Source organism: Arthrobacter sp. G119Y2, from assembly GCF_038069765.1.
Taxonomy (GTDB): Bacteria; Actinomycetota; Actinomycetes; order Actinomycetales; family Micrococcaceae; genus Arthrobacter_B.
Genome location: NZ_JBBPFS010000004.1, coordinates 226,233 through 252,704, shown reverse-complemented (window position 1 = coordinate 252,704; position 26,472 = coordinate 226,233). Strand labels below are relative to the sequence as shown.

At 62.0% G+C, this 26,472-nt stretch carries 21 protein-coding genes; 19 read left to right on the top strand and 2 right to left on the bottom strand.

Annotated elements, in window-relative coordinates:
• Window positions 1-38: 38 nt before the first annotated feature.
• The 18 genes from WKB88_RS10510 to WKB88_RS10425 all read left to right on the top strand — a co-directional run bounded on the left by WKB88_RS10510 (window position 39) and on the right by WKB88_RS10425 (window position 20,413).
• The gene (locus WKB88_RS10510; protein ID WP_341394513.1) at window positions 39-992 is read left to right on the top strand and encodes an ABC transporter ATP-binding protein; all 954 of its coding nucleotides are present in this window, start codon (window positions 39-41) and stop codon (window positions 990-992) included.
• Window positions 989-1,843, top strand: a complete 855-nt coding sequence (locus tag WKB88_RS10505; RefSeq protein WP_341394512.1) for an ABC transporter permease — start codon at window positions 989-991, stop codon at window positions 1,841-1,843. Before WKB88_RS10510 ends, WKB88_RS10505 begins: the two co-directional genes overlap by 4 nt.
• A 169-nt stretch (window positions 1,844-2,012) precedes the next feature.
• On the top strand, window positions 2,013-2,987 hold the full coding sequence (locus tag WKB88_RS10500) for an ABC transporter ATP-binding protein (RefSeq protein WP_152220929.1): 975 nt from the start codon (window positions 2,013-2,015) through the stop codon (window positions 2,985-2,987).
• Window positions 2,984-3,862 (top strand): ABC transporter permease, encoded by an 879-nt coding sequence (locus WKB88_RS10495; protein WP_341394511.1) that lies wholly within the window; start codon window positions 2,984-2,986, stop codon window positions 3,860-3,862. Before WKB88_RS10500 ends, WKB88_RS10495 begins: the two co-directional genes overlap by 4 nt.
• Before the next feature lie 177 nt (window positions 3,863-4,039).
• Complete coding sequence (locus WKB88_RS10490; protein WP_341394510.1) at window positions 4,040-5,314, top strand: M18 family aminopeptidase; 1,275 nt, start codon at window positions 4,040-4,042, stop codon at window positions 5,312-5,314.
• A 246-nt stretch (window positions 5,315-5,560) separates the two neighbouring features.
• The gene (rpsF, locus tag WKB88_RS10485) at window positions 5,561-5,914 is read left to right on the top strand and encodes a 30S ribosomal protein S6 (RefSeq protein ID WP_152220935.1); all 354 of its coding nucleotides are present in this window, start codon (window positions 5,561-5,563) and stop codon (window positions 5,912-5,914) included.
• A gap of 33 nt (window positions 5,915-5,947) precedes the next feature.
• A complete protein-coding gene (locus WKB88_RS10480) occupies window positions 5,948-6,505 on the top strand; it encodes a single-stranded DNA-binding protein (protein WP_341394509.1) in 558 nt (185 codons plus the stop codon).
• Window positions 6,506-6,652: 147 nt separating this feature from the next.
• Window positions 6,653-6,892 (top strand): 30S ribosomal protein S18, encoded by a 240-nt coding sequence (gene rpsR, locus WKB88_RS10475; RefSeq protein WP_003800144.1) that lies wholly within the window; start codon window positions 6,653-6,655, stop codon window positions 6,890-6,892.
• 18 nt (window positions 6,893-6,910) lie between these two features.
• The gene (rplI, locus tag WKB88_RS10470) at window positions 6,911-7,360 is read left to right on the top strand and encodes a 50S ribosomal protein L9 (RefSeq protein WP_227890903.1); all 450 of its coding nucleotides are present in this window, start codon (window positions 6,911-6,913) and stop codon (window positions 7,358-7,360) included.
• A gap of 614 nt (window positions 7,361-7,974) precedes the next feature.
• On the top strand, window positions 7,975-9,357 hold the full coding sequence (gene dnaB / locus WKB88_RS10465) for a replicative DNA helicase (RefSeq protein WP_341394508.1): 1,383 nt from the start codon (window positions 7,975-7,977) through the stop codon (window positions 9,355-9,357).
• Between the two features lie 122 nt (window positions 9,358-9,479).
• Window positions 9,480-10,118, top strand: a complete 639-nt coding sequence (locus tag WKB88_RS10460) for a hypothetical protein (RefSeq protein ID WP_341394507.1) — start codon at window positions 9,480-9,482, stop codon at window positions 10,116-10,118.
• A 205-nt stretch (window positions 10,119-10,323) separates the two neighbouring features.
• A complete protein-coding gene (locus tag WKB88_RS10455) occupies window positions 10,324-12,075 on the top strand; it encodes an ABC-F family ATP-binding cassette domain-containing protein (RefSeq protein WP_341394506.1) in 1,752 nt (583 codons plus the stop codon).
• Window positions 12,076-12,331: 256 nt separating this feature from the next.
• Window positions 12,332-14,029 carry an ABC transporter substrate-binding protein gene (locus WKB88_RS10450; RefSeq protein ID WP_341394505.1) on the top strand — a complete coding sequence of 566 codons (1,698 nt, stop codon included), beginning with the start codon at window positions 12,332-12,334 and terminating at the stop codon, window positions 14,027-14,029.
• Between the two features lie 88 nt (window positions 14,030-14,117).
• Window positions 14,118-15,971: an ABC transporter ATP-binding protein gene (locus WKB88_RS10445; RefSeq protein ID WP_341394504.1), complete on the top strand. Its 1,854-nt coding sequence runs from the start codon at window positions 14,118-14,120 to the stop codon at window positions 15,969-15,971.
• Window positions 15,968-16,912, top strand: coding sequence for an ABC transporter permease (locus WKB88_RS10440; protein WP_341394503.1), 945 nt, complete (start codon window positions 15,968-15,970; stop codon window positions 16,910-16,912). Before WKB88_RS10445 ends, WKB88_RS10440 begins: the two co-directional genes overlap by 4 nt.
• Window positions 16,909-17,871 carry an ABC transporter permease gene (locus WKB88_RS10435; protein WP_341394502.1) on the top strand — a complete coding sequence of 321 codons (963 nt, stop codon included), beginning with the start codon at window positions 16,909-16,911 and terminating at the stop codon, window positions 17,869-17,871. The genes WKB88_RS10440 and WKB88_RS10435 overlap by 4 nt, the downstream gene beginning before the upstream one ends.
• A gap of 128 nt (window positions 17,872-17,999) precedes the next feature.
• A complete protein-coding gene (locus WKB88_RS10430; protein WP_341394739.1) occupies window positions 18,000-19,415 on the top strand; it encodes an aminopeptidase P family protein in 1,416 nt (471 codons plus the stop codon).
• 251 nt (window positions 19,416-19,666) lie between these two features.
• A complete protein-coding gene (locus WKB88_RS10425) occupies window positions 19,667-20,413 on the top strand; it encodes a helix-turn-helix transcriptional regulator (protein WP_341394501.1) in 747 nt (248 codons plus the stop codon).
• 123 nt (window positions 20,414-20,536) lie between these two features.
• Here WKB88_RS10425 and WKB88_RS10420 read toward each other — a convergent pair whose 3' ends face one another.
• Both WKB88_RS10420 and WKB88_RS10415 read right to left on the bottom strand, forming a co-directional pair.
• Window positions 20,537-22,864: a M9 family metallopeptidase gene (locus tag WKB88_RS10420; RefSeq protein WP_341394500.1), complete on the bottom strand. Its 2,328-nt coding sequence runs from the start codon at window positions 22,862-22,864 to the stop codon at window positions 20,537-20,539.
• A gap of 286 nt (window positions 22,865-23,150) precedes the next feature.
• A complete protein-coding gene (locus tag WKB88_RS10415) occupies window positions 23,151-25,136 on the bottom strand; it encodes an APC family permease (protein WP_341394499.1) in 1,986 nt (661 codons plus the stop codon).
• A 420-nt stretch (window positions 25,137-25,556) separates the two neighbouring features.
• On the opposite strand from WKB88_RS10415, the gene WKB88_RS10410 reads away from it, so the two are divergent.
• Complete coding sequence (locus tag WKB88_RS10410; protein ID WP_341394498.1) at window positions 25,557-26,348, top strand: transglycosylase family protein; 792 nt, start codon at window positions 25,557-25,559, stop codon at window positions 26,346-26,348.
• Window positions 26,349-26,472: the final 124 nt, after the last annotated feature.

The window sequence follows — 26,472 nt, the reverse complement described above, 5'->3', positions numbered from 1 at the left end:
AGGCCCCAAGATGGAGACACCAAGTGTGAGGACACACCATGATTGAGGCACGCGAACTCACCAAACGCTTTGGCGAGAAAACCGCCGTCGACGGCGTTACCTTTTCGGTCCCGCCGGGCAAGGTCACCGGATTCCTTGGACCGAACGGTGCCGGAAAATCAACGACCATGAGGATGATCGTTGGGCTGGACCATCCCACCGGCGGAACGGTGACGGTCAACGGAAAACCGTATGCCGGGCACCGGTCCCCCCTGCACGAGGTGGGTGCCCTGCTGGAGGCGAAGGCAGTCCACCCCAAACGCACTGCCTACAACCATCTGCGGGCTCTCGCCGCCACCGAAGGCATTTCCTCCGCCCGCGTCAACGAAGTCATCGAACTCACGGGCCTTGGATCGGCGGCGCGGAAAAGGGTCGGCGGGTATTCGCTGGGCATGGGGCAGCGGCTGGGCATCGCCGTCGCACTGCTGGGGGACCCGCACACCCTGATCCTGGATGAGCCCGTCAACGGGCTGGATCCGGAAGGCGTGAAATGGGTACGCTTCCTGGTCCGGGGACTGGCAGCTGAAGGCCGTACCGTCTTCATCTCCTCCCACCTGATGAGCGAGATGGCGGTGACCGCCGATCACCTGATCGTAATCGGCCGCGGCCGGGTTCTGGCCGATGCCCCCATCGGGGAAGTGCTGGCCGGGAGCCAGCAGGAGCGTGTCCTGGTGCGCACCGACGACGCCGCCGGCTTGGCTGCCGCCGTCGGCTCGCCCGGAGTGGAAGTGCGCCGACCGGCGGCGGATCAGCTGGAGATTCTGGGCCTGACGTCCAGGAGCATTGCGGAAACAGCAAGTTCCCTTGGAATCCTCCTGACGGAACTCACCCCGCAGCAGGTCTCCTTGGAGGACGCCTACATGGAGTTGACCGGCGGAGAGGTCGAGTACCAGTCACGCCACATCAACCCATCATCCGATTCCCTCCCGGCCGAGGAAGGACAACAGGCATGAGTGCAGCAGCAGCCCCCGCCGCGCAGGAGCCCCGCACTTCCGGATCCCGTCGGATCACCTTTCCGCGCGTGCTGCGCTCCGAATTGATCAAGACCGCCACCGTGCCCTCCACCGTCATCCTGCTGGCAGTGAGCTTCGCGGTGATGGTTGGGCTGGGCGCCCTGGTTGCCTGGGGAACGGTACAGCTGGTGAATGACCCGGCGGCTGGCCCGCCCGGAGGTTTCGGCGCATCAGCGCAGAGCCTGGCCTATGACATCCCGGCATCCGGGCTGCCCTTCGGCCAGCTGCTAATCGCCGCGCTGGCGGTGGTGCTGATTGGATCCGAGTACACCACCGGCATGATCCGCTCCACCATGGTGGCCGTACCCACCCGCACGCCGGCGCTGCTGGCCAAGACCCTGGTGATTGCGGTCATTTCCTTCATCCTGGGCGTCCTGGCAGCCTTCGTCACTTATCTGGTGGCGCAGCCGATACTGTCCGGGTCCGATCTTGATTTCGGGCTGGATGCGGAGGGGGTGCTGCCCTCCATCATCAATACCGGCACGGTGCTGGCACTGATCGCGGTCATGGGCGTGGCCATCGGTGCCCTGCTGCGCAGCACGGCCGGGGGAGTGGTGACCCTGGTTGGAGCGCTTTTTGTGCTGCCGATTATTACCGGGCTGCTTTCAGGCCTGGCGGATTGGGTGGTGGACGCCGAACGCTTCCTGCCCAGCAGCGCCTCTTCCGCACTGGTGGCCACCCGGGTAGCCCCGGAGGCATTCAACCAGGCCGAAGGCGGTCTCATTCTTGCCGGCTGGGCCGTGGTGCTGCTGGCAGGCGCCGTCGTCGTTCTCAAGAAGCGGGACATCTGACCGTGGCGGCGCATGCCTGAACAGAGTCAGGGTCATCCCTGAGTCATCCTGGGGGAGGACCCGGAAAAGTACCGAACTCATCCTCTGGGACGGTGTCTGAGATCGTGCTCTCCCCTAGGGTGGAGGAAGCCCCCCCAGGTTTCACGTCCGCCCAAATGTAAGGATCACCATGATCGAGGCACACGGCCTCTCGAAACGCTACGGCGCCAAAATTGCCGTTGACGACGTTTCCTTTACTGTCCAGCCGGGCAAGGTCACCGGCTTTCTTGGCCCAAACGGCGCCGGAAAATCAACCACCATGCGCATGATCGTGGGCCTGGACCGGCCCACAGGCGGTGCCGTCACTGTCAACGGAAAACCCTACAAACAGCACAAGGCACCCCTGCATGAAGTCGGTGCACTGCTCGATGCAAAGGCCGTGCACACCAAGCGCTCTGCGTACAACCACCTGCGCGCGCTGGCCGCCACCCACGGCATCTCCAACAAGCGGGTCAACGAGGTCATCGAACTGACCGGGCTGGGTCCCGTGGCGAAGCGGCGGGTCGGCGGCTTCTCCCTGGGCATGGGGCAGCGGCTGGGTATCGCCGTCGCACTTCTGGGGGACCCTCAGACGCTGATCTTCGACGAACCGGTCAACGGACTGGATCCGGAGGGAGTCCTCTGGGTCCGCAACCTGGCCAAGGGCCTGGCATCGGAGGGACGCACCGTTTTCCTCTCCTCGCACCTGATGAGCGAAATGGCCGTCACTGCGGACCACCTGATCGTGATTGGGCGGGGCCGGATCATTGCAGACGCACCGATCAGCGAGATTATTGCCGGACAGGACAAGATCCGCACGCTTGTGCGCACGGACCAGCCGGAGGAACTGCGCCGGGCACTCGAAAACCGGGAAACCTCGTTTACACAGCTGGAACCGGACCTGCTGGAAATCACCGGCCGGGAACCACGCAGCATTGCCGAGGCCGCCCTGGCCCGGCAGATCCTGATCTATGAACTGACTCCCCGCCAGTCCTCGCTTGAAGAGGCGTACATGGAGCTGACCCGGGACCAGGTCGAATACCAGTCACAGGCCATCGAACAGCCCCAGGCACCGGCCCCCGCAGCCGAAGCCACCTTGACCAGCGGCGGAGGAAAGTCAGCATGAGCATCCAGACAGCACCAACACCGGCTCCCACCCGGAGCCGGGACGGTTCGGGCCTGAGCTTCGGACGAATTCTGCGTTCGGAATGGATCAAGGTCACCACCGTTCCCTCTACCGTGATCCTCCTGGCCATCACCCTCATTGTCATGGTGGGGCTCAGCGCCCTCTATGCCTGGCAGATAGCAGTGTCGGTCGACTTCATGGCGGATGCTTCCCCGGAGATGCAGGCCCAGATGGGCGGCGGCATGGAGATGCTTCGTGAACAGGCGCTGATGGCACCTGCCAGCGGGTACATCTTCGGCCAGCTGCTCATCGCCTCGCTGGCGGTTGTCCTGATCGCCTCGGAGTGGGGCACCGGGATGATCCGGTCCACCATGGTTGCCGTGCCCACCCGGATCCCTGCCCTGCTGGCCAAGAACCTGGTCATTGCCCTGATCGCGTTTATCCTCGGTGCCGGCGCGGCGTTCATCTCCTACTTCATTGCCCAGCCAATCCTTGGTGCCGAAGATCTGGACTTTGCACTGACTGACGAGGGCGTACTGCGCTCCATCCTGAACACCGGAACCTATCTGGCGTTCATTGCCGTGATCTCCATGGCCATCGGCACGCTCCTGCGCAACACCGCCGGCGGCGTCGTGACGGCCATCGGACTGTTCTTCGTCTTTCCCGTCATCATCGTGAACCTCATTCAGGGGCTCGCTGACTGGATTCCTGATGCCGCCCGCTTCCTGCCCACCAACGCCGGGGATCGAATGCTGATGTTCCCGGCCGAGACCGCCGGGCAGCTCAATCCGCTGGAGGGCGGCCTGGTCATGGCTGCCTGGGCCGTGGCGCTGCTCATCATCTCCCTGCTCGTGGCCAAACGCCGCGACGTCTAGGGACTCCATTCTTCGGTGAAGGAGGCGGCGGAAGAACGGCCGCAGCCTCCTTTGCCGGACACCCGTTACGGGCCGGAAACTCCTCCACAGCGGGGAGTTTCCGCGTTTAACACCCCGGTTGTCCCGGGTTCCGGGCAGCTATTACGTGCGCGGAGCCGGCTCTGGTTGAATCGGAGTATGTCTGATGCAACGGATCACATCCACGACCTCGGTGCTTTCGTCAGCGCCTCTCCCTCCAGCTTCCACGCGGCCCGCGAGGGCGCGCGCCGTCTCGCTGCCGCCGGGTTCACAGAACTCGACGAAAGCCTGGACTGGCCGGCGGAGCCCGGAAAATACCAGGTGGTGCGGGACGGCGCCCTGATCGCGTGGATTGTTCCGCAGGGGGCCGCCCCCGGAACCGGGTTCTCGATTCTGGGCACGCACACCGACTCGCCGTCCTTCAAACTCAAGCCGCGGCCCACCACCGGCCGGCTGGGATGGCTCCAGGCTGGCGTCGAAGTTTACGGCGGACCCCTGCTCAACTCCTGGCTTGACCGTGAACTGCAGCTCGCCGGACGCCTGGTCACCATGGACGGCGAGGAGCACCTGGTGGAAACCGGTCCGCTGCTGCGCTTTCCGCAGCTGGCCATCCACCTGGACCGGGCGGTCAACGAGGGCCTGAAACTCGACAAGCAGCAGCACATGAACCCGGTCTGGGGGCTCGGTGACCCCTCCACCGCTGACCTGCTGGAGCTGCTGGCCGCACGCGCCGGCCTGTCGGCCGACCAGGTGGGCGGATATGACATCGTGGCGGCGGATACGCAGGAACCCCGGACTTTCGGCGCCGACAATGAATTCTTCGCCTCCGGCAGGCTCGACAACCTCTCCTCGGTGCATGCCGGACTGGCGGCATTGATTGCGGCGGCCGAAACGAAGACGGACGGCTCCATCGCGGTGCTGGCAGCCTTCGACCATGAGGAGGTTGGCAGCGGCAGTCGCTCCGGAGCGGCCGGACCGTTCCTGGAGGATGTACTGAACCGGATTTCCGGCGGCCTGGGCGGATCCGCCCTGGACCGGCAGCGGGCGTTCGCAGGCTCGTTCTGCATTTCCGCCGACGCCGGCCATGCCGTGCATCCGAACTACGCCGAGCGCCACGACCCGGCGAACCACCCCGTCCTCAACGGCGGACCGCTGCTGAAGATCAACGCCAATCAGCGCTACACCACCGACGCACCCGGTGCCGCACGCTGGGCCGGGCTGTGCCGGCAGGCCAACATTCCGTACCAGGAGTTTGTCTCGCACAACTCGATGCCGTGCGGGTCTACGATCGGACCCCTGACCGCCACCCGGCTGGGCATCCGCACCGTCGACGTCGGCATTCCCCTGCTGTCCATGCATTCAGCCCGCGAAATGGCCGGAGTGCAGGATCCCTACCATCTGGCGAAGGTGAGCGAAGTGTTTTTCACCGGGTGACCCGGGCGGGCGGGCACGAGAAGAGGACCGGGACGGGCCGGCCACTGCGGGCTGCGTCCCGGTTTCGGGTTCCACCCTGTCCGGAGCACCTTCCAGCGTCCGGTAGACTAGCTAAGTCTGTGCTGTCGGCAATGTCGACGGCTTTCCCGCTGCCTGGTCACCCAGATCCCGCGGGACGACAACGCAAAAGAACCTCCTGTTACGGAAATGCCGTGACCGTATAGCCCAAAGGAGGTGGGTTCACAAATGCGTGCTTATGAACTGATGGTTATCATCGACCCCGAGGTAGAAGAGCGTACAGTCGAGCCTTCGCTCGATAAGTTCCTCAATGTTGTCCGCAACGATGGTGGAACCATCGACAAGGTCGACATCTGGGGCCGTCGCCGCCTCGCCTACGAAATCCAGAAGAAGGCTGAAGGCATCTACGCAGTGGTTAACTTCACCGCGACGCCTGCAGCTGCCGCTGAGCTTGACCGCCAGCTGAGCCTGAACGAGACCATCATGCGCACCAAGATCATCCGCCCGGAAGAGCAGAAGATCTCGAAGAAGGATGCCAAGAAGGCCGCTAAGGCTGAAGCTGCAAAGGTTTCCGCAGAGTAATTTCTGCAAACCAAACCGATATCAGGAGGCAACATGGCAGGCGAGACAACTATTACCGTCGTCGGCAACCTAACGAATGATCCGGAACTCCGGTTCACGCCGTCAGGTTCGGCAGTGGCCAACTTCACCATTGCCTCGACTCCGCGGACCTTCGACCGCACGTCAAATGACTGGAAAGACGGCGAAACGCTGTTCCTCCGAGCATCTGTCTGGCGCGAAGCCGCTGAGAACGTGGCCGAATCCCTGACCAAGGGGACGCGTGTTGTTTGCCAGGGCCGCCTGAAGTCGCGTTCGTATGAAACCAAAGAGGGCGAAAAGCGCACCGTCATGGAGCTTGAGGTCGACGAGATCGGCCCCTCGCTTCGGTACGCTTCCGCGAAGGTCACCCGCACCCAGCGCTCCGGCGGTGGCGGCGGCTTTGGCGGAAACTCCGGAAACAGCGGCTTCGGCGGCAATTCCAACCCTGCATGGGGCGGAGGCCAGCAGCAGCCTCAGGCTGCACCGGCCAATGACCCCTGGGGTGCTCCCGCAGGCGGCGGAAACGCCGGCGGCTGGGGCAACGGACCGGATTCCAACGATCCGCCCTTCTAAATCTCGACCGGAGAGCGGCGCCTCCCCCTGCGGGGAACGTGCTTCTCTCCACCCCTGCGCCTTCGGGCGCAACCTCAGACGGCATTCGCCGTCGAGCCCATCCCGTGGAATGATCCACGGGCTCCACTAGACATAAGGAGCTCCACGATGGCTAAGGCTGAACTTCGCAAGCCCAAACCAAAGTCCAATCCCTTGAAGGCCGCTGACATCACTGTCATCGACTACAAGGACGTAGCATTGCTGCGCAAGTTCATTTCCGACCGCGGAAAGATCCGCGCCCGTCGCGTAACTGGCGTAACCGTGCAGGAACAGCGCAAAATTGCACAGGCAATCAAGAATGCCCGTGAAGTTGCTCTCCTGCCGTACTCCGGCGCTGGCCGCGGCTAAGGAAAGGAACCCTAACTCATGGCAAAGCTCATTCTGACCCACGAAGTAACCGGTCTCGGCGCTGCCGGCGACGTCATCGAGGTAAAGGACGGTTACGCACGTAACTTCCTTCTGCCCCGCGGCTTCGCACTGACCTGGACCAAGGGTGGCGAGAAGCAGGTTGAGTCCATCAAGGCTGCCCGCGCCGCCCGCGAGCACGCTTCCCTGGAAGATGCTCAGAAGCAGGCAGCTGCACTCTCCGCCAAGCCGGTCACGCTGACCGTCAAGGCCGGCGAGTCCGGACGCCTCTTCGGAACCGTCAAGGCCGCCGATGTTGCTGCTGCCGTCGAAGCTGCCGGTCTCGGCACCATCGACAAGCGCAAGGTTGAACTGCCGACGCACATCAAGTCGGTTGGTTCCTTCCAGGCCAACGTTCGTCTGCACGACGACGTAGCTGCTGTCATCGACCTCAACGTCGTAGCCAGCTAGTACGGACACCTGCACGCCTCCCGGCGTGTAAGAAGCGCCCTTCGCCGTTATAGGCGGAGGGCGCTTTTGCGTGCTCCACGTCCCGCACAGGGGTGTATGAGCAGGATTCCCGGGTCCGGCGGACCCGGGGCAGGCCCGATCCGCATTATCCACACCCCTCTCCGGGCCGCTGTGGATATCAGCTGTGGAAATCGGGGATAACTAGCGCCCATAGGCGCCCTGCAGCCATCTGTCAACCTGCAAGCAGGGGGTGAATGTTGGGAAAAAATAGTCTCTATACACAGGTGTGGAAAAATGTTTCCCCTAGTCAGAGCGTTATTTGCCTAGAAAATAATAGTTTATCCACACCCTTATGCCCAACCTGTGCACAAGACACGCCCAGTTATGAACACCTTGTCCACAAGGCCTGTGGATAACTCGTTTGGGGGCAGGGAGTTTGAGGGCTACGGTTGCGGGTGAATCCCTTCTAATCGACTCCATGCCCGTCACTGGGACGGTGCCGCACTTCAACGGCAGCCGCCGCACCCAAAGTGTCACCGCGGCGGGATAGACCTGAATCAGCTGCCACCGGGCAGGGATCGCACCACAGCAGTACCTTGGGAAAGGGTTACACAGTGTCGCTCACGCATACTGACGCGCCGGCATCCAGTTCGGGCTCCGACTTCGCGCGCACTCCGCCGCAGGATTTGGTTGCCGAGCAGTCAGTCCTGGGCGGCATGATGCTCTCCAAGGATGCAATCGCAGACGTGGTCGAGGTTCTCCGCGGGGTCGACTTCTACCGCCCCGCGCACGAATCCATTTTTGAAGCCATTATTGACCTGTACGGCCGCGGCGAGCCGGCTGACGCCGTCACCATCTCCGATGAGCTCACCAAACGCGGCGAGATCGGCCGCATCGGCGGGCCTGCCTACCTTCACACGCTGATCCAGTCGGTGCCTACGGCGGCCAATGCCGGCTTCTACGCGGAGATCGTGCGCGAGCGGGCCGTGCTGCGCCGCCTGGTTGATGCAGGCACCAAGATTGTGCAGCTGGGGTACTCGGGCGACGGGATGGAGGTCGACGACATCGTCAACGCCGCCCAGGCCGAGGTTTTCGCCGTCGCGGAGCGCCGCACCGCTGAAGACTACGTTCCCCTGAAGGACATCATCGAGGGCACCGTAGATGAAATCGAAGCCGCCCAGCACAAGGGCGAGGGCATGACCGGCGTGCCCACCGGCTTCTATGAACTCGATGAACTGACCCAGGGACTCCACCCGGGGCAGATGATCGTCATCGCCGCCCGACCCGCCGTCGGTAAGTCCACCTTCGCCCTGGACTTCGCCCGCTCCGCCGCCATTAAGAACAACATGACCACGGTCTTCTTCTCGCTGGAAATGGGCCGCAACGAAATTGCCATGCGCCTGCTCTCCGCCGAGGCCACGATCGCGCTGCAGGACCTGCGCAAGGGAACCATCAAGGACGAGCAGTGGGGCAAGATTGCCACCACCATGGGTCGGATGAACGAGGCGCCGCTGTTCATCGATGACAGCCCGAACATGTCCCTGATGGAAATCCGCGCCAAGTGCCGGCGGCTGAAGCAGCGGCACGACCTGAAGCTCGTGGTCCTCGACTACCTTCAGCTGATGTCCTCCGGCAAGAAAGTCGAATCACGCCAGCAGGAAGTGTCCGAGTTCTCCCGTGCCCTGAAGCTGCTGGCCAAGGAACTCGAAGTCCCCGTCATCGCCCTGTCCCAGCTGAACCGCGGGTCCGAGCAGCGAACCGATAAGAAGCCGATGATTTCGGACCTTCGTGAATCCGGCTCGATCGAGCAGGACGCCGACATGGTGATCCTGCTGCACCGCGAGGACATCTACGACAAGGAATCCCCGCGTGCCGGTGAAGCCGACGTGATCGTCGCCAAGCACCGTAACGGCCCCACCAAGACCATTACCGTGGGTTTCCAGGGCCATTACTCCCGCTTCTCCAACATGGCGGTTGAAGGCGGCTCAGGCTTCTAGTCCCGCTGCCGGGGGAGGCTGCGGGACGCCCCGGGCCTGGCGACTAGAATTGTCAGTGCCGGTCTGCACCCCAGGGTTCTTCGCCAGCCGCCCCCTGACCAGCTCGTCCCGAGGAGTATTCCGTGCCCAAGTCCAAACCCCGCAAGAAGGCGGCAGCCAAAAAGAAGCAGGCCCGCCGCACGGAGCACGAAACAAATCTGCTCTTCGGCAACACCCCCGTGTTTGTCAGCGACGAGGGGGAAGCACTGCTCACGGCCCGCGGCTGGATCAGCGAGCGGAGCCAGCCCGGCGGCGCAGACCAGGGCGATGCCTGGTACTGGATGCCCTCGCAGCTCCCCGCCTACTTGGAGGAAGGCGAACCGGTGCCAACCTCCGTCTACCCCCTGGAAACCGGATTCGTCAGCCAGCTCGCGACGGCGGACGGGTCAGTTCCGCCCGAGGCGCAAACGGAATACAACACCCTTGAAGAACTCGAAGCGGATCTGGACCGGCTGGAGGCCTACCGCGTTCCCCAAGACTCATGGACCGTGCTGGGCGGAGGCCCTGGCCAGGATGAAACACCCGGCGAACTGATCGACAGCATTGCCGAAGAATGGGAACTCGTTGCCGAGCTGATCCACTTCCCCTACAGCGACGGCCCCGGGCCGCGGTCCTTCGACGCCGTGGAACAGGCCCGCAGTGAAGGCCGCCTGACCGAGTATGCCTACCGGTCCGTCCTCGCCGGGCGGGGACTGCCCGTTCCGGATCAGCCCGGGGCCTGAGCCGGGCCGGCGTGCGGTCCGGCTGCGGTCGGCTGCGGCCGACCCGGGTTGCCGTTGCGGACCGGAAAAACTAGCATCGGACCCATGCTGATTTCCTGATTGTTCCGCGCCCGCCAGAGGCTGGCACCGCCCCCCCCCTGTACGTGCGGGGCGGCGGTGCCCGATGTGCCCGGCGGGCGGCAGCTTCCAGGACAGTAGGATTCCCATGGCCGCCTCACGCCCCACCCCTTCCCGCACCCCTTCCCGCGCAGATTCCGCGGCTCCCGGTTTCCCGCCGCGAACTGATCCCAGGCCGGGTTCCGTCCCGCGTGCCGCGAGCGGCAGCCACCTGCGGCTTGAAGCGGTCAGCCTCGGCTACCCAGGCCGCCGGGTGCTCACGGACGTCACGTTTTCCGTTTCCCCAGGAAACCGCACCGCTCTGATTGGGGAAAACGGATCCGGAAAATCAACCTTGCTGCTGATCGCCGCCGGGGTGCTGACCCCGGACGCGGGGTCCGTTGTCCGGCCTGCATCGCTTGGCTTCCTGCGGCAGGAACTCCTTCCCGTGCCCGGGGCAACGCTGGCTGACGTGCTTGAGGCGGCCGTCGCTCCCGTCCGCGGGCTCGGCATCCTCCTGGAGGACCTGGGCGGCCGGCTCGCCGTGGTGCCGGAGGATGTGTCGGTCGCCGATGCTTACGACGCCGCCCTGACGGAGGCCGAACACTCCGGCCTCTGGGCACTGGACGCCCGGATCAGCGAGGTCCTCGCGGGCCTGAGCCTGGCCGGTCTGGAACGGGACCGGCCGGTGCACAGCCTGTCCGGCGGCCAGCGGCGCCGTCTGGCCCTGGCTGCACTGCTGCTCGGGCGCCCGGCTGCGCTGCTTTTGGATGAACCTACAAACCACCTCGACGACGACGCCGTCGCCTACCTGGCCGCCGAACTCCGCGCCCGGCAGGGCCCGCTGCTGATGGCCAGCCACGACCGGTGGTTCCTGGATGCCGTTGCCACTGAACTGGTTGACCTTGATCCTGCATCCGGAGCGGAGAGCTACGCCGGCCCGTCAGTGCAGGGCCGGCGCTACACCGGCGGGTACACGGACTACCTGGCCGCACGGTCCGCTGCCCGCGGGCGCTGGCGTGAAGCGTGGGAAACGCAGGAAGCGGAGCGGGAGAGGCTGCGGCGCATCGCCGACGTCGACGGGCGGAACATCTTTCACACCACGATTCCCGGAACCGAGATCCGGGGTGCCAAAAAGTTCTACAGCGACAGGGCTGCGAAGACCGTGGGAGGGCGGGTGCGGTCGGCGCTGCGGGGACTGGCGGAGCTGGACCGGACGGCGGTTCCGGAGCCCCGGCAGCCGCTGGTTTTCCGTGGACTCCCCTCCGCCCGCGCAGTGGACGGATTTTCCCCGGTTACAGACGGAACGCAGATCCTGGTCCTGAGGGGCGCAGGGGTGGACGGACGGCTGTGTCCGGTCGACCTGGTCGTGGAGAGCGGGGACCGGATCCTCGTGGAAGGCCGCAACGGGGCAGGCAAATCGACGCTGCTCGCGGTGCTGGCCGGCTCGCTCGCGGCTGACACCGGTGATGTCCGGCATGCGCCGGCGCTCAGCGTTGGCCTGCTCCTGCAGGAGGACCGCTGGCCTGATCCGGCACTCCCGGCCGCGGCTGCCTACCGCTCCCGGCTGGCCCGCCCGGAGGAGGCGCCTCCGCTGGCCGAACTCGGGCTGCTGCGCCCGGACGAGGAGGAACAGCCGATGGGAGAGCTGTCGCCGGGCCAGCGGCGCCGCGTGGCCCTGGCTGCGCTGGTGGCCGAACCGCCGCAGCTGCTGCTGCTCGACGAGCCGACCAACCACCTGGCGCTGTCCCTGGCCGAGGAACTGGAGCGGGCCATCGACTCGTACCCCGGAACGGTGGTGGTGGCCAGCCACGACCGGTGGTTTCGCCGCCGGTGGTCCGGCCGGCGGTTCAATCTCTAGGGGTTTTCCGGCGGGTGGCGCTGCCCGGCCGCAGACGACGTAAACACGACATTGGAACAAGTCCCCTCGGAGCCGTTTGGCATCATCCCGTCATTCCTGACCGTGCTTCCCATGTGACGTATAACATTTCACTCGTACTCAGCGTGTGAGCCGAATCACAATTAAAGGGGATCTGATGCCAGGCTATGGTTGCGTCAAGACCGCACTATCCATCCTTGGTGCGGCCGCTCTCGTGGCAGCTGTCGCGGGATGCAGTTTGGAGAGCGCAGAAAATGACGGAGCTCCTGCCGGTGAGGCCACTGCGGGCGGGACGCTGATGGTGGGTTCCAACGGAGACATTGACCACCTTGATCCGGCACTTACTGCATATGTGCCTGCAAGCGCCCTTATGAGGTCGATAACCAGGCAACTCGTCAGTTACGAGACCGTCGAGGATGAAGCCGGTCGCATAGCTCCGCGGGGTGATCTGGCGGTGGACGTTCCATCTGCCACCAACGACGGACTAACCTACACGTTCAGACTGCGCGACGACGTCCGGTGGGACACTCCCGGCGCACCCAGAGCCATTGAGGCCGCGGACGTCGAACGCGGGATCAAGCGGCTGTGCAATCCTTATCAGGCCAGCCCCCACGTTACCTACTTCACCAGTCTCATTAAGGGCATGGACGCTTTCTGTGACGGTTTTGCTGAGGTGCCGCCGGAAGTCAACGCCATGAAGCAGTACGTCGAGAATAATGATGTTGAGGGCATCGCTTTCACTGATTCCACAACTGTGCAGTTCAATCTTAAAGAACAAGCCGGCGACTTTGTCTACATGCTGTCGCTGAGCGCCGCGTCACCGGCGCCTGTTGAGGTCCTCAGCTACCTTCCGGACTCACCCGAATACCGGGACAACTTCATTGCCAGCGGCCCCTACCGAATAGCTGCCTACACACCCGACAAATCGCTGAAGCTCGAGCGTAACCCCGCATGGGTAGCTGACTCCGACCCGCTTCGTGCGGCGCATGTTGACGGCATTGAGATGACCATGGGGCTGTCCACCGATGCGGTCACCCAACAGTTGCAGGCCGGTTCCCTGGACATGGCCTTTGACACGTCGATTTCCACGTCGGTTGCCCAGCAGCTAAAGGCCTCCTCCGACCCGAAGCTTTCTACTGTCGCCTCAGGCCAAGTGAACCCGTTTATCTGGATAAACACTAAAACCGGGAACAACGGCGGAGCACTGAAGGAGCTCAAGGTGCGGCAGGCCCTGCAATACGCGGTGGACAAGGCCGCGGTGGTCCAGACACTGGGCGGAACGGATAACACCAAAGTTCAGCACGGCATTTTTGGTCCCGGCATCCTGGGGTTCCACGAGTTCAACCTCTACCCGACGCCCGGCGACAAAGGCGATCCGGCGAAGGCCAGGGACATGCTGGCTGAGGCCGGGTACCCTGAGGGGCTGCGCCTCAAGATGCCGTACCGGACCAAGGATCTGGAGCCGCAGATTGCCCAGACAATCCAGGCCAGCCTTGCGGACGCCGGCATCGAGGTGGAGCTGATCCCCGTGAACCCAACAGACTATTACTCCAAATTCCTCACCAACCGATCGTCCACGGAGGAGGGGTCCTGGGATATAGCACCGGTCGGCTGGACGCCGGACTGGCAGGGCGGTGCGGCGCGTTCGGTTTTCCAGCCGCAGTTCACTTTCGAGAAGACAACCCAGACGTACAACTACATGGACTACAACAATGCCGAAGCGACCGAGCTGGCCTCCCGGGCCATTTCCGCTGACGATCCGGAAGAAGCCGCAAAGTTGTGGGGGCAGGTCGACGAGAAGGTGATGGCGGACGCCGTTGTCATTCCTGTGGCCGCACCGAAGGCGGTCCTGTACCACGGCAAGCGGGTCAATAACTTTGTACCCTACGCGCTCAGCGTCCAGGGCGACTGGACCAACGTCTGGCTCGAACACTGAGTCCGATGCTCCACCCGGTATCAAGCATCCACGGATGCCGGCTCCCTCGCGACTGCAATGACTCCCTCCCCAAGCCGGACAGGTCCCTATGAGCCTATTAGAAGTGTGTAACCTCAACGTTCGGATTCCCACTGAAGACGGGACGGTGAATGCAGTGCAGGATGTTTCGTTCACAGTCGAGCACGGCGAGTTCTTTGGAATCGTGGGCGAGTCGGGATCTGGGAAAAGCGTTATGGCCCAAGCCATACTGGGGCTGCTGCCAGGGGCTGAGATAACCGGCCGGGTGCTCTTCGAGGGACGAGATCTGCTAGCCCTCTCGCCCGAGGCCGTCCGAAGGCTCCGGGGCAGCGACATCAGCATGATCTTTCAGGATCCCCTGAGCAGCCTTCATCCGCAGTACACCGTCGGTCAGCAGGTATGCGAGCAGATTCTCGTCCATGAAAAGGCCTCAAGGCAGGACGTCAGGCAGCGTGCCACCGAGATGCTGGAAAAGGTGGGTATCCCCGATGCCGCCGCCCATTTTGACAGCTACCCCCATCAATTTTCCGGGGGCATGCGTCAGCGGGTGATGATTGCGATGGCGTTGGCGCTCAACCCGAAACTCATCATTGCTGACGAACCGACAACAGCGCTTGATTCAACCGTTCAGGCCCAGATCCTTACCCTCATGAACGATATGCGCAAAGAGTTCAATACCACCGTCCTCATGATCAGCCATGATCTTGCCGTACTCGCACGCGTAGCAGAACGCAGCATGGTGATGTATGCAGGAAACCGCATGGAATACGGGAGTACGCAAGCGGTCTTTGAGCAACCTGCGCACCCCTATACCGCTGGCCTGCTTCGGTCGACACCGGGCAACTATAAGCCGGGCTCGAAACTGATTCCCATCGCGGGCAGGCCCCCGAGCCTGCTTGAACGAACAAAAGGTTGCGTGTTTGCGGACAGATGCCCGGACGTAATGCAGCACTGCCGCGAACTGCAGCCGCCCACCATCCAGTTTGCGGACGGCGGGCAAGCTGACTGCTGGCTGACGGTACCGCCGTCCGTGCCGGAGGCATTCTCCACCGCAACGGCGCCGCGGTCCGTTGGAGCCGGGGTATCGCCGGTCATCGAAGCCAGGGGTGTAACCCTTGAATATGGTTCCGGCGGGTGGAGGAAAAAGCGCCGCAAAGAGGTGCTCAAAGGGGTTGACCTGGTGATCGAGCGCGGCGAAACACTGGGGCTCGTCGGCGAAAGCGGTTGTGGAAAATCTACTCTGGCACGCGTCCTCGCCGGACTTGCGCCCATCACGGGTGGCTCGGTCACACTGGCCGGCCGCGATCTCTCACAGATCAGCCACCGGGAATGGCGCGAGCTGCGCAAGGAAGTGCAACTCGTCTTTCAGGATCCTTTTGGAGCTCTCAACCCACGCAGGCGCGTAGGGTCCATCATTGGTGACCCCTTCCGTATCCATCAGGTGTGCTCCGGTCCTGAATACAAACGCCGTGTGCAGAAACTGATGGAAACAGTTGGGCTTAACCCCGAGCATTACAATCGCTTTCCCGCTGACTTCTCCGGTGGGCAGCGCCAGCGTATTGGCATTGCCCGTGCCATGGCGCTTAATCCGTCCGTCATCATCTACGACGAGCCGGTTTCGGCACTGGACGTGTCCATCCAGGCCCAGATTATTAACCTGATGAGCGACCTCCAAAAGGAGTTCGGCATGACTTACCTGTTTATCTCCCATGATTTGTCCGTTGTCCGCCATGTGTGTGACCGAATAGCTGTCATGGATCAGGGGCAGATTGTGGAACTGGCCACAACTGAAGATATTTATCACAACCCGCAAAAGGAATTCACGAAGTCCTTGTTGAGGGCGGCTCTCCCGACATCCGACGCTGGGGACCCACTACCGCGGCGGCAGATGATCGGTGCAGCGTCGAGGGCAGCATCAGTATGAGCCAGCAAAACCTCACCGAGCAGGGGGCGGTTTCCCAGCCGGCCCCGGTCATTCAGCGGGGCTCCCTGGACTTGACGCTCCGCCGCCTGCGCAGGGACAAATCCTCGCTCCTATCCGGTCTGTTTATTCTGTTGCTGATTCTCTTCGCGGTCGCAGCGCCCCTGACGGATCAATTAACGGGACATGAGGTCAATCAACAGTTCCGGGAGACCGGCATGGGACCGGCGGGAAATCCTGCCGGTCCTAACAGTGAATTCCTGCTGGGAGCGGACCAACTTGGCAGGGACGTGCTGGTCCGTCTGGCCCACGGTGCACGGGTGTCCCTGATTGTCGGGGTCGCCGCCTCTCTGTCCGCAGCTCTAATAGGCGTGCTCGTCGGGCTGCTTGCGGGGTATTTTGGCGGGCGGACGGACTCGGTGCTTAGCCGCGTTATGGACCTGGTGATGAGCGTGCCGTTCCTTCTGTGCGCAATTGCCCTTGTATCGGTTTTCGGGCCCAGCCTGCCCTTGAGTATCAGCGTCATCATCTTTTTTAGCTGGACGGCGATGGGCCGGGTAATTCGCGGTCAGGTTCTGTCCCTGCGGCAGCGTGACTACGTGGAAGCGGCCCGTTCCATGGGAGCTGGACATCTGTCCATCATGGTTCGGGAGATTGTCCCTAATCTGGCAGTTCCCATCATTATTTACGCCACCCTCATGATCCCCAACGCGATCGTCTTTGAAGCCACATTATCGTTTCTTGGAATGGGTATTGTCCCCCCGGCTGCGAGCTGGGGCGGGATGCTTTCAGAAGCGGCGTCCAACTCGATTTATCTCTCAGCATGGTGGCTGGTTGTTTTTCCAGGGACTATTCTGCTGCTGACTACTCTCGCCTTCAACATCCTGGGTGACGGTATTCGTGACGCCCTGGATCCTCGTGCACGCAGGAGGGTTAGACGATGATCCCTTTCCTGGTAAAACGATTGGCTTTCGGCGCGTTGGTACTGCTGTGCCTCAGCATATTTGTCTTTATTCTGTTTTTCGTCGCTCCGGGTGACCCGGCGAGGGTCATAGCAGGGGACAAGGCAACACCGGAAATTTTGAGCCAGATTCGATCCAATCTGGGGCTGGACAAGCCAATCCACGTGCAGTACCTGAATTTCATTGGTCAGCTCCTTCAGGGGGACTTGGGGTTTTCATACCGCAGCCAGCAGGCTGTCGGTGAGCTGATTTTGGATCGGCTGCCTGCCACCGCCGCACTGGTCGCCGGTGGTGTTGTGCTGTGGCTGGCGATCGGTATCCCTATCGGGGTTGCTTCGGCCCGGCGCCCCGGAAGTCTTCGGGACAGGCTGGGCGTCGTCTTTGCCCTCGCCGGAATCAGCTTTCCTACGTTTGTCATCGGCATGCTCTCCCTGTACCTGCTGTATTTCCTGCCGACCAAGGCAGGAGTCCTCCTTTTTCCTCCCAGCGGTTATGCTCCGTTCTCGGAAGGGGTGATGTCCTGGGCCTGGCATCTGGCACTGCCGTGGACCACCCTTGCCTTAGTCACCGCCGCGACTTACGCGCGCTTGACACGCGGACAGCTGCTTGAAGTCTTGGGTGAGGACTACATTCGCACCGCACGGGCCAAAGGCCTCCCTGAAAGGACAGTGATCTATCGCCACGGCATGCGCAGCGCCATGACGCCGCTGGTCACTCAGCTCGGGACAGACATTGGCCTGATGCTTGGCGGAGTCATTGTGATTGAGCAGGTATTCGGCCTCGCCGGCATTGGTAACCTCGCAGTCAGCGCCGTGCACAACCAGGACCGTCCGGTGGTCATCGGGATAGTCCTGGTGGGTGGGGTATTTATCGTCTTGGCGAACATCGTGGTCGACATTGTCTATGTCATGCTCGACGCCCGGGTCCGAGTTGCCGGCTAAGAAAACCCTGCCTCAACCTTTCGCCGTTTTTTCCGACGAAAGCCCCGTCCGGTACTTCAACGACCCACGCATTAACCCTGGAGAAGGAGCTTTTCTTGACTGACCTGCACATCCCGCCGGCTTCATCCATGCCAACGCCGACGGAGCCGGATCCCCGTACTCCCAGACTGGCCGAGAGCGGCTCTTTCGTCCGGTACATGGGCCAAGGATGGTCTGAACCAGACAGGACACCGCCGGTCATCCCGGGAGCGGCCGAGGCCGCAGGCCGGCACCGTCAACAGCTCAAGGCGGAATACGGTGAAGCCACAATAGTTCTTGGAGCCGGTCATGCTCCGGTCCGCAGCAATGACACGAATTACGATTTCCGCCCTGACAGCAATTTTTACTGGTTGACGGGCTGCGCGATAGAAGACGCCGTGCTAGTTATTCGGCCCTCCGCCCAAGGCGGCGAAGCGGTCCTCTATGCACCCCCGCCGGCATTCCCGGGGGACCGGGATTTTTTTGCTGATGCCGCCCACGGGGAGCTCTGGGTTGGCCCCGCACCCTCGCTTGCCGATTGGTCGGAGGCGCTGGGACTGACGGTCAAGCCCCTCACGGAGCTGCAAAGTGATTTGAAGCATCTTGCCAGCCCGCTGTGCGTCGGCAACATTCCCGCGTTCATCAGCGTGGATTTCGACGCCGCCCGATCCACGCTTCTCGTGCGGCATCTTTCAGAACTGCGAATGGTCAAAGACGCGTGGGAGATCCAGCAGCTGCGGGAGGCGGTAACGCACACGGTGGACGGATTCCGTGCCGTCATCCGTGAGATACCGGCTGCCGTCAGCGGCCTGGGTGAACGCTGGCTGCAGGGAACATTTGACCGGCACGCCAGGACCTTCGGGAACGGGGCCGGGTACGCAACAATCGTCGGCAGCGGCGAACATGCTCCCACGCTGCACTGGGTGCGCTGTGACGGACCCGTGCTGGAGGACAAGATGCTGCTCTTGGACATGGGTGTGGAAACCAAAAGCTTCTATACAGCAGACGTTACCCGGACGTTCCCGGCCTCGGGGACCTATACCAACGAGCAGCGCCTAGTGCATGATCTGGTTGAAAAGGCGCACCGGGCAGGGCTTGCCGCAGTCAGCCCAGGCAAAATCTTCAGTGATTTTCACACGTCCATCATGGAAGTGATTGCCGAAGGGCTTCATGACTGGGGCCTGCTGAGAGTCTCAGTGGACGAGGCGCTGTCGCCGTCCGGGCAGCAGCACCGCCGCTACCTGGTATGCGGGGTCGGCCATCATCTGGGGCTGGACGTCCATGACTGTGCCCAGTCCTCCTATTCTGCCTATCAGGACGGCCTATTGCTCCCCGGGATGGTGCTGACCGTGGAGCCAGGACTTTACTTCCACGCCAATGATCTGACGGTTCCCCCTGAACTCAGGGGCATTGGCGTACGCATCGAAGATGACATCCTCCTCACAGAGACCGGCAGTGAAGTCCTATCCGCAGAATTGCCGCTGGACGCTTCGGGACTGGAATTATGGATGCGGGATCAGACATAAGCGGGTGCCTGTACTGGTTGGGGTTGCCGGCTGGCGAATTGCCCGGCAGTCCCAACCAACTGTTGCCGTTTCAAACCCGTCGGCTGTATGCCGGTGCGCCGCCTGCATGCGAGAGTGAGCTTGTGGACATGTCTACCGTGGATATACCAGACGCACGCTTGTAACCTGTGAAAAATGGCACCGCTGTACTTCGTCGTGGGGGCAACAGCCTGTGCCCGTACAGGATTTTCTTATCCGGCCAAGGACATAGGGTGAATGTTTCGTCACTGAGTGAGTTATGCGACCAGCTCGAAGAGCTGGCTCAAAGCGCTAAGTTTCTGGCGCGCCCCAAGGGTTCTGACCCATCCGCCGAAGCCGTCCTCGATGTGGAGGTCGTAACCGCGCAGCAACGTTTGGACGCCATATTTTCTGATATGCAGCACCGCGCACAGCGTTCGGTGGAAGCCTTCGACTACGGTATGCACGGCCCGGAAACAAGGGGGCAGTCCAGTGCTCAGCCGCCGGCTTTGGCGCGTGGCGTCCATTACCGGGTGATTTACGATCCTTCCGTTTTTAAGCGTGAGTCCTTGCGTGAGGCTATGCTGACGTCTGTCCGGCAGGGCGAGGAAGCCCGGGTCTCAACGATTGTCCCCACTCGGATATTAATCCGGGACCGGGAGGAGTTCCTGATTTTCAGTAGGGCGCCTGCTAGGAGCGGATTCCTCGCAGTTCGGATCCAGGCTTCTTGGTTCGCTGAGTTCCTGACGGGTACTTTTGAAACGATTTGGCGGTCAGCCCTGCCACTGACGACTGAGAGACTGGATGACAGAAGGCTGCTGACCGAGGAAGAAGTCGATATTCTCCGGTTGCTTTCAGCTGGTCTTACCGATGAGTCAGTCGCTCGGTCCCTGGGTGTCAGCGTGCGCACTGTTCAGCGAAAGGTGCAAATTATCCAGCGAAACTTCGGTGCGTCCAGCCGGTTCCAGCTTGGTGCAATGAGCGGGCTGCAAGTTACTTGAGCGGCGGGCCCGGCCACGCCGATGAAGCCAGGGCCGCTAAGTGCGGCCCTGGCTTCATCGCTGTAGTCAGACTTGTCAGGCAGTGTGTTCCCGCAGCCGTCCTAGACGTTACTGAGGGAGTGCCTAATACGCCACCTTAAGTGTGACGCCGGTGAAATCATCAACTCCTTCAATGTCAATGTAGTTGTAACCGGCCGGCGGATAATCGACAACAATGGTCTCATTGTTGCCGGCGTTAGTGGAACGGTAATTATGGTCCGTGGCAGAAGCCCAATTCCAGGGATTGTAATAAATATCTGCGTTTCCGCTGCCGCCACTTGTGGTAATGGTAAGCCGGGCGGTCCCTTCTGGTACGTTCAGATAGAAATGATGGCCTTCACCTGCAGTTCCCGCAATTCCGGTACGATCGCAGTTCGGAGCCACCAGGTTCGGATTTCCGATCTCGCATTCCTGCCCCGGGATCTCGCCGCCTCCGGGAAGAGGCGGAACTGGGGCACAGTTGCCGGCAGCACACACCGTAAGAAACTCTGCAAACTCGGCATCATATGCGGTGCCGATTGAATTCTTGAGATATGATCTCGCTTGGTCCCATTCTCCGGCCCGGTAATGGGAAAGTACAGTTTGCATTTCCTGGGGGTGCTTGTTGAGCATGAAGTTCACCGCAAGGTATCCCCACCGATAAACACGCTCGGTACCGTGATCATATGTGGTATCGAAAAGCTGGCTAAGTTTGTATTCACCCGATGCTGCCGCAGAATTCGCTGCCGTGTAGGGCTCACTCCGGTATCCGTAAGAAATGTACTCGGCAAATCCTTCCACCCACCAGATTGTGGGGGTAGCGATGTTCTCGCCAAAGTCGCCGTACATGTTGTAGCGACCATCCAAATAATGGGTGTACTCATGGTTCAGGTTCCAAATTTGGAACTCAGGCTTGACCCACTCAGCCTCGTAAGCAACAAACACCGGTGTGTTTCCCGCTTGGGAGGGGTCCCCTTCCAAATACATTCCGCCGTTGTTTGTATCGATCCCAAAAATCGCACCTGCGTATGTCTGGTAATCGGTGCTCGAATCAAACACAACAACATCAATACTGGTGTTCTGGTCATTGGAGACCGGTCCCGGGTCCTTAGCCGTAGCGTGAAAATATGCGTCCTGGTTGATAAGGCTGGTGCAGCTGGCATCGAACTCGCCCTGACTGACTGACTGGGTGACAAATTTGATGCTCGTGCTGCACTGACGCTCCTGCGGGAGCACGGCCTGCCGCAATTTCTGTTCCAGGTTGCAGGTTCCGTAGTCGGCACAGTTGGAAGAATCATAGTAGGCCGTCATTTCCGCTAGCCCCACCCAGAGGCCTGCGGTGTCTCCTACCATTTGGCTCCGTGAAAGCAGATCAATAACGAGGGGTTTAGCGTGGGCCTTCAGGGCCGGCTGGCTGAGAAACCGTCCGAGCTCGCGTCCAGCGTTGGAGACGAGATAGGACCGATCGGTCGAGAGCAGGCCAATGTTCTTTCCGGCGAAATCGTGCAGCGTGTTGAGGATGCTGGGGTCTTGGCTTACTGCCTCAATGTACTCCGGAACCTGGTGCCCGCGAAAAAGGACCGTAAATGTGTTATTGACGGCGTTCAGCATCCACCACGATGAGTCGTAGCTTTGGTTGTAGCCGTTGAGTAACCGTTTGATGACGGGAATAAATTGTGCGTTGAGTTCGGCGGAGTCGATCAGGGTTACGGCTTCGGCGAGGATCTCGCCGTTTGCGTCATTTACCAGACTGGAGCTCGCTGAATCAAAGAAGGCGCGCAGTGCCTTTTCCACTTCCTGACGCAGTGCTGGTGAGTACTCGCCAACTGCCGCTGGCTGATAGAATTGAACGTAATAACCGGCCCGCAGGAAAAGCACCAACTGCACAGTACTCGCTGCGTTATCTCCCGTATAGTTCTGAGCATTTAGGAGAAGCGCTTGGGCGATTGTTGTCATTTGTGATTCTGAAAAAAGCTTGCCTGAATCTTCCCCCTTGGTGTTGAAGAGAGTATTTATACAATCCGGCGTACTGGTCTTGATCTTGGAGACCAGAGCGCTGCCGCTCAGGTCCGCGAAATCCGCGGAGGAGCATGTCTGTGCAGCTTGGGAGCGCAGGTTGCTCTCAGGTGCGGACGGACGTGGGTGTTCCGCAACTCGGGGTGACTGGTCCTTGAGCGCAGATTTGTCAGCAAAAAGCGGACGGGGAGCTTCTGTGGGATTCTCTTGGTGCATTTCCTGGGGCGACAGCTGCCCCAAGATATATTCAGGCGCTGATTCACCCTGCTGGGTTTCTGTTTCTCCGGGAGGCGGTGCTGCTACTGCCGCTGGTCCTGACAATCCGGAGAATGAAAGCGCCACTACCGATGCAACGGCAGCAGCCGCAACCTTGCCTCGATTTGATTTCCATAAAGTAAGGCTGTTTCGTTCATACATGCAAATGCCCCTTCTAAGAGTGGGAGTGCGATCCCAAGCACCTGCGGAATGGCAATTCCGCAACTGTGAAAGTCGTTCATGAATTGACTTTCAAGGGGAACGCTAGGCTTCATTTGCATAGGGTGGCAAGAGTTTAAATGGGGAATGGCGTGTATCGGTCACCTGAGTCATAATCCCGCCGCAAATTTTACGGTTGAGCAGGGTGCGGAGACAGTGGTAATTCCTGCACCATTAAGGAAGCCAGAGTGCGCCGAATCCCAGCGGCATGAGTGTGTTGTCGGGGCGGTTACAGCCCGGAGCCCGGCGTCGGGGCGGCGTCGCGGTCGCGGCTGGAGGCAAGCTGCCAGGGAACGCTGGCGACCATGATGCCGGGCTCAAAGTGCAGCCGCGCCTTGATTCGCAGCGCCGTTTGGTTGTGCACCAGCTGCTCCCACCAGCGCCCGACGACGTACTCGGGGATGTAGACCACAAACAGTTCGCGCGGGGCAGTGCGCCGGGCCTCGCGCAAATAGTCGAGAACGGGGGAGACGGTCTCCCGGTAGGGCGAGGACAGCACGGTCAGCGGCACCGGGATCTGCATCCGCTCCCACTCTTCCATCACGCGCTCGGTGTCCTCCGGGTCGATGTCCACGATGATGGCGTTGAGGCTGGAGGGCCGGGACGCCCTGGCGTAGGCCAGCGCCCGCAGGGCAGGCTTGTGGACCTTTGACACCAGGATGACCGCGTTCACCCGGGAAGGGAGGGCCAGCCCGCGGTGGTCGTCCTCGACGGAGAGCTCCCGGGCCACGGAGTCGTAATGTGCCCTGATGGTGAACATCAGCAGGTACAGCCCGCCCATCGCCAGCAGGGCTATCCACGCTCCGTGGGTGAACTTGGTGACGAGGACGATCAGCAGCACCAGTGCGGTCATGCCAAAACCGACGGCGTTGATGGCCCGTGACCGCTGCATCCGGTGCCGGACTTCACGGCTGCGTTCGGTCCGCAGCTTGCCGGTCCAGTGCCGGATCATTCCCAGCTGGCTGGCGGTGAAGGACACGAAGACACCAACGATGTAGAGCTGGATCAGCCGGGTGACATCGGCGTCGAAGACGAATATCAGCGCCAGGGCTCCCAGCCCCAGGGCAATGATGCCGTTGCTGAACGCCAGGCGGTCGCCGCGGGTGCGCATCTGCCGGGGCAGGAAACCGTCCTTCGCGAGGATGGATGCGAGTACCGGGAAACCGTTGAACGCAGTGTTCGAGGCGAACACCAGGATCAGGCCGGTGGCGGCCACCACAATGTAGAAGGGAATGCTCCCGTCGCCGAAGACAGTTTCCGCCAGCTGGCTGATAACCGGGTGCTGCACGTAGTCCTGACCCACAGGGCTGCCGTTCAGGGTCAGCTGGGTTTCCGGGTCCTGGACCACCCGGACCTCGGTGGCGCTGGCCAGGGACAGGATCCCGGCCAGCATGGACGCGGACACGACGCCCAGCAGCAGCAGCGTTGTAGCCGCATTGGTGCTCTTGGGTTTGCGGAACGTCGGCACGCCGTTGCTGATGGCCTCCACCCCGGTCAGCGCCGCGGCACCCGAGGAGAAGGCGCGCAGCAGCAGGAACGCTCCGGCCAGGCCCACCAGCCCGCTGTCCAGCCCGGACTCGGGAACGAGGTCAAAAGCAGCGGAGGGCGAATCGCCCAGGGTTCCGGCGGCTGCCTGGAATGCTCCGAAGGCGCACATGCCGAGCACCGAGGCCATGAACAGGTAAGTGGGCACGGCAAACAATGCGCCGGCTTCACGGATGCCCCTCAGGTTGACCAGGACCAGGACGGCGACGCCGACGGCTGCTATTGGTGCCTGCATGCCGTTGAGTGCGGGTACCGCCGTTATGAGGTAGTGGGAGGCCGAGGACATGGACACCGCAACCGTGAGGACGTAGTCGACCAGCAGGGCGGATGCCACCGTCAATCCTGCCGGCTTGCCGAGATTGCTGCTGGCAATCTCATAATCTCCGCCGCCCGACGGATACGCATGCACATTCTGCCGATAGGAGGCCACGACCGTCAGGAGGACCACGATGACCGCCAGGCCAACCCAGGGTGAGAGGGTCACGGCGGTCACTCCGGCCAGTGCCAGGGTCAGCAGGATTTCATCAGGAGCGTAGGCCGCTGATGAGAGGGCATCGGACGCATATACGGGAAGTGCGATGCGCTTGGGCAGGAGAGTGCGCGAGAGCCGTTCATTGCCGTACGGACGCCCGACCAGAATGCGCTTTAACGCATTGAAGAATGTGAGCACGTGGACAAACCCTAGACCCGGCGTCAGCGGCTGTCCACAAGGCGGGGTTGCACCGGATATGAGCTTTCGCACAGCCGGACGCAGGGCTTATAGCAGATCGGCTTGTTCCCGCGGATTTCGAAACGATAACGATTAGGTGTGATTCATACCAATTTGGATTCGCTTGAGGTTCCGGCGCAGCGTCCCTTACGGTGGTTAACGGTTCGGGAAAGACCGGACCCCCAGCCGGACCAAATAGATGTCCGGCGACCAGGCTGGCGCCGTTCCAGGTGCAGCCGCACGCTCGGTGCCGCGAGCCACCAGATGTCGCCACTTCGTCAGGCACCGTAACCATGCCCTCGATATTTCATGGGTTGGCGGCAGCGTAGAGAAGCCCCGGGAGGGGTGGAACGCCGGTGGGCCCTGGGAGCAGCCACACTAATGACCAAGTCTAAGATCAGCCGAAACGTGCGCCGGGGACTTGCTGTTGCAGCCATCTCAGGTGCAGGCCTCGCCCTGACCGCAGTACCGTCCCAGGCTGCCGACGCGAGTACATGGGATGCACTGGCACAGTGCGAAAGCGGTGGTAACTGGAGCATCAATACCGGAAACGGGTTCTCCGGCGGACTGCAGTTCACGCCGAGCACCTGGGCCGCCTTTGGTGGGCAGGGCGATCCCACGTCCGCCAGCCGTGAACAGCAGATCGCCGTGGCCGAACGCGTACTTGCCGGCCAGGGCTGGGGAGCCTGGCCCGCCTGCTCCGCCAAGCTGGGCCTGTCCGGCGGTGCCGGTTCGGTGAGCGCCCAGAGCCAGACGGTGACCCCGCAGGCCACCCAGGAATACGTCGCACCGCCGGCCGCTCAGGAATATGTGGCACCGGAAACGACGCAGCAGTACGTCCCGGAAGCACCGGTCCAGGAAACTGTCCCGGCCGAGACCTACGCCGCACCGCAGCCCCAGGCTGCTCCGGAAGCCGTAGTGCCGCAGACCCAGGTCCTGCCTGAGGCCCAGGTTGCTGCACCGGCACCGGTGCAGACTCCGGCTCCGGTACAGACCCCGGCCCCGGCGCTGAGCGGTGAAACCTACACCATCCAGTCCGGTGACACCCTGTCCATCATCGCCGAGAAGCTGGGCATCGAGGGTGGCTGGGAGGCGCTGTACAACGCCAACGCCGACACGGTCATCCACCCCGACCTCATCTTCACCGGCCACGTGCTGCAGCTGCCGGCCTAACCACCGGATCAGGAAAGACAACAGAGGAGTCCCGCCGAACCGCGGGTTCCGTGAACAGCAGGCGTCCCGCTGACCGGCGGGGTGCCTGCTGTTTTTAATGCCTGCTGTGTCTTAGTGCCTGTTG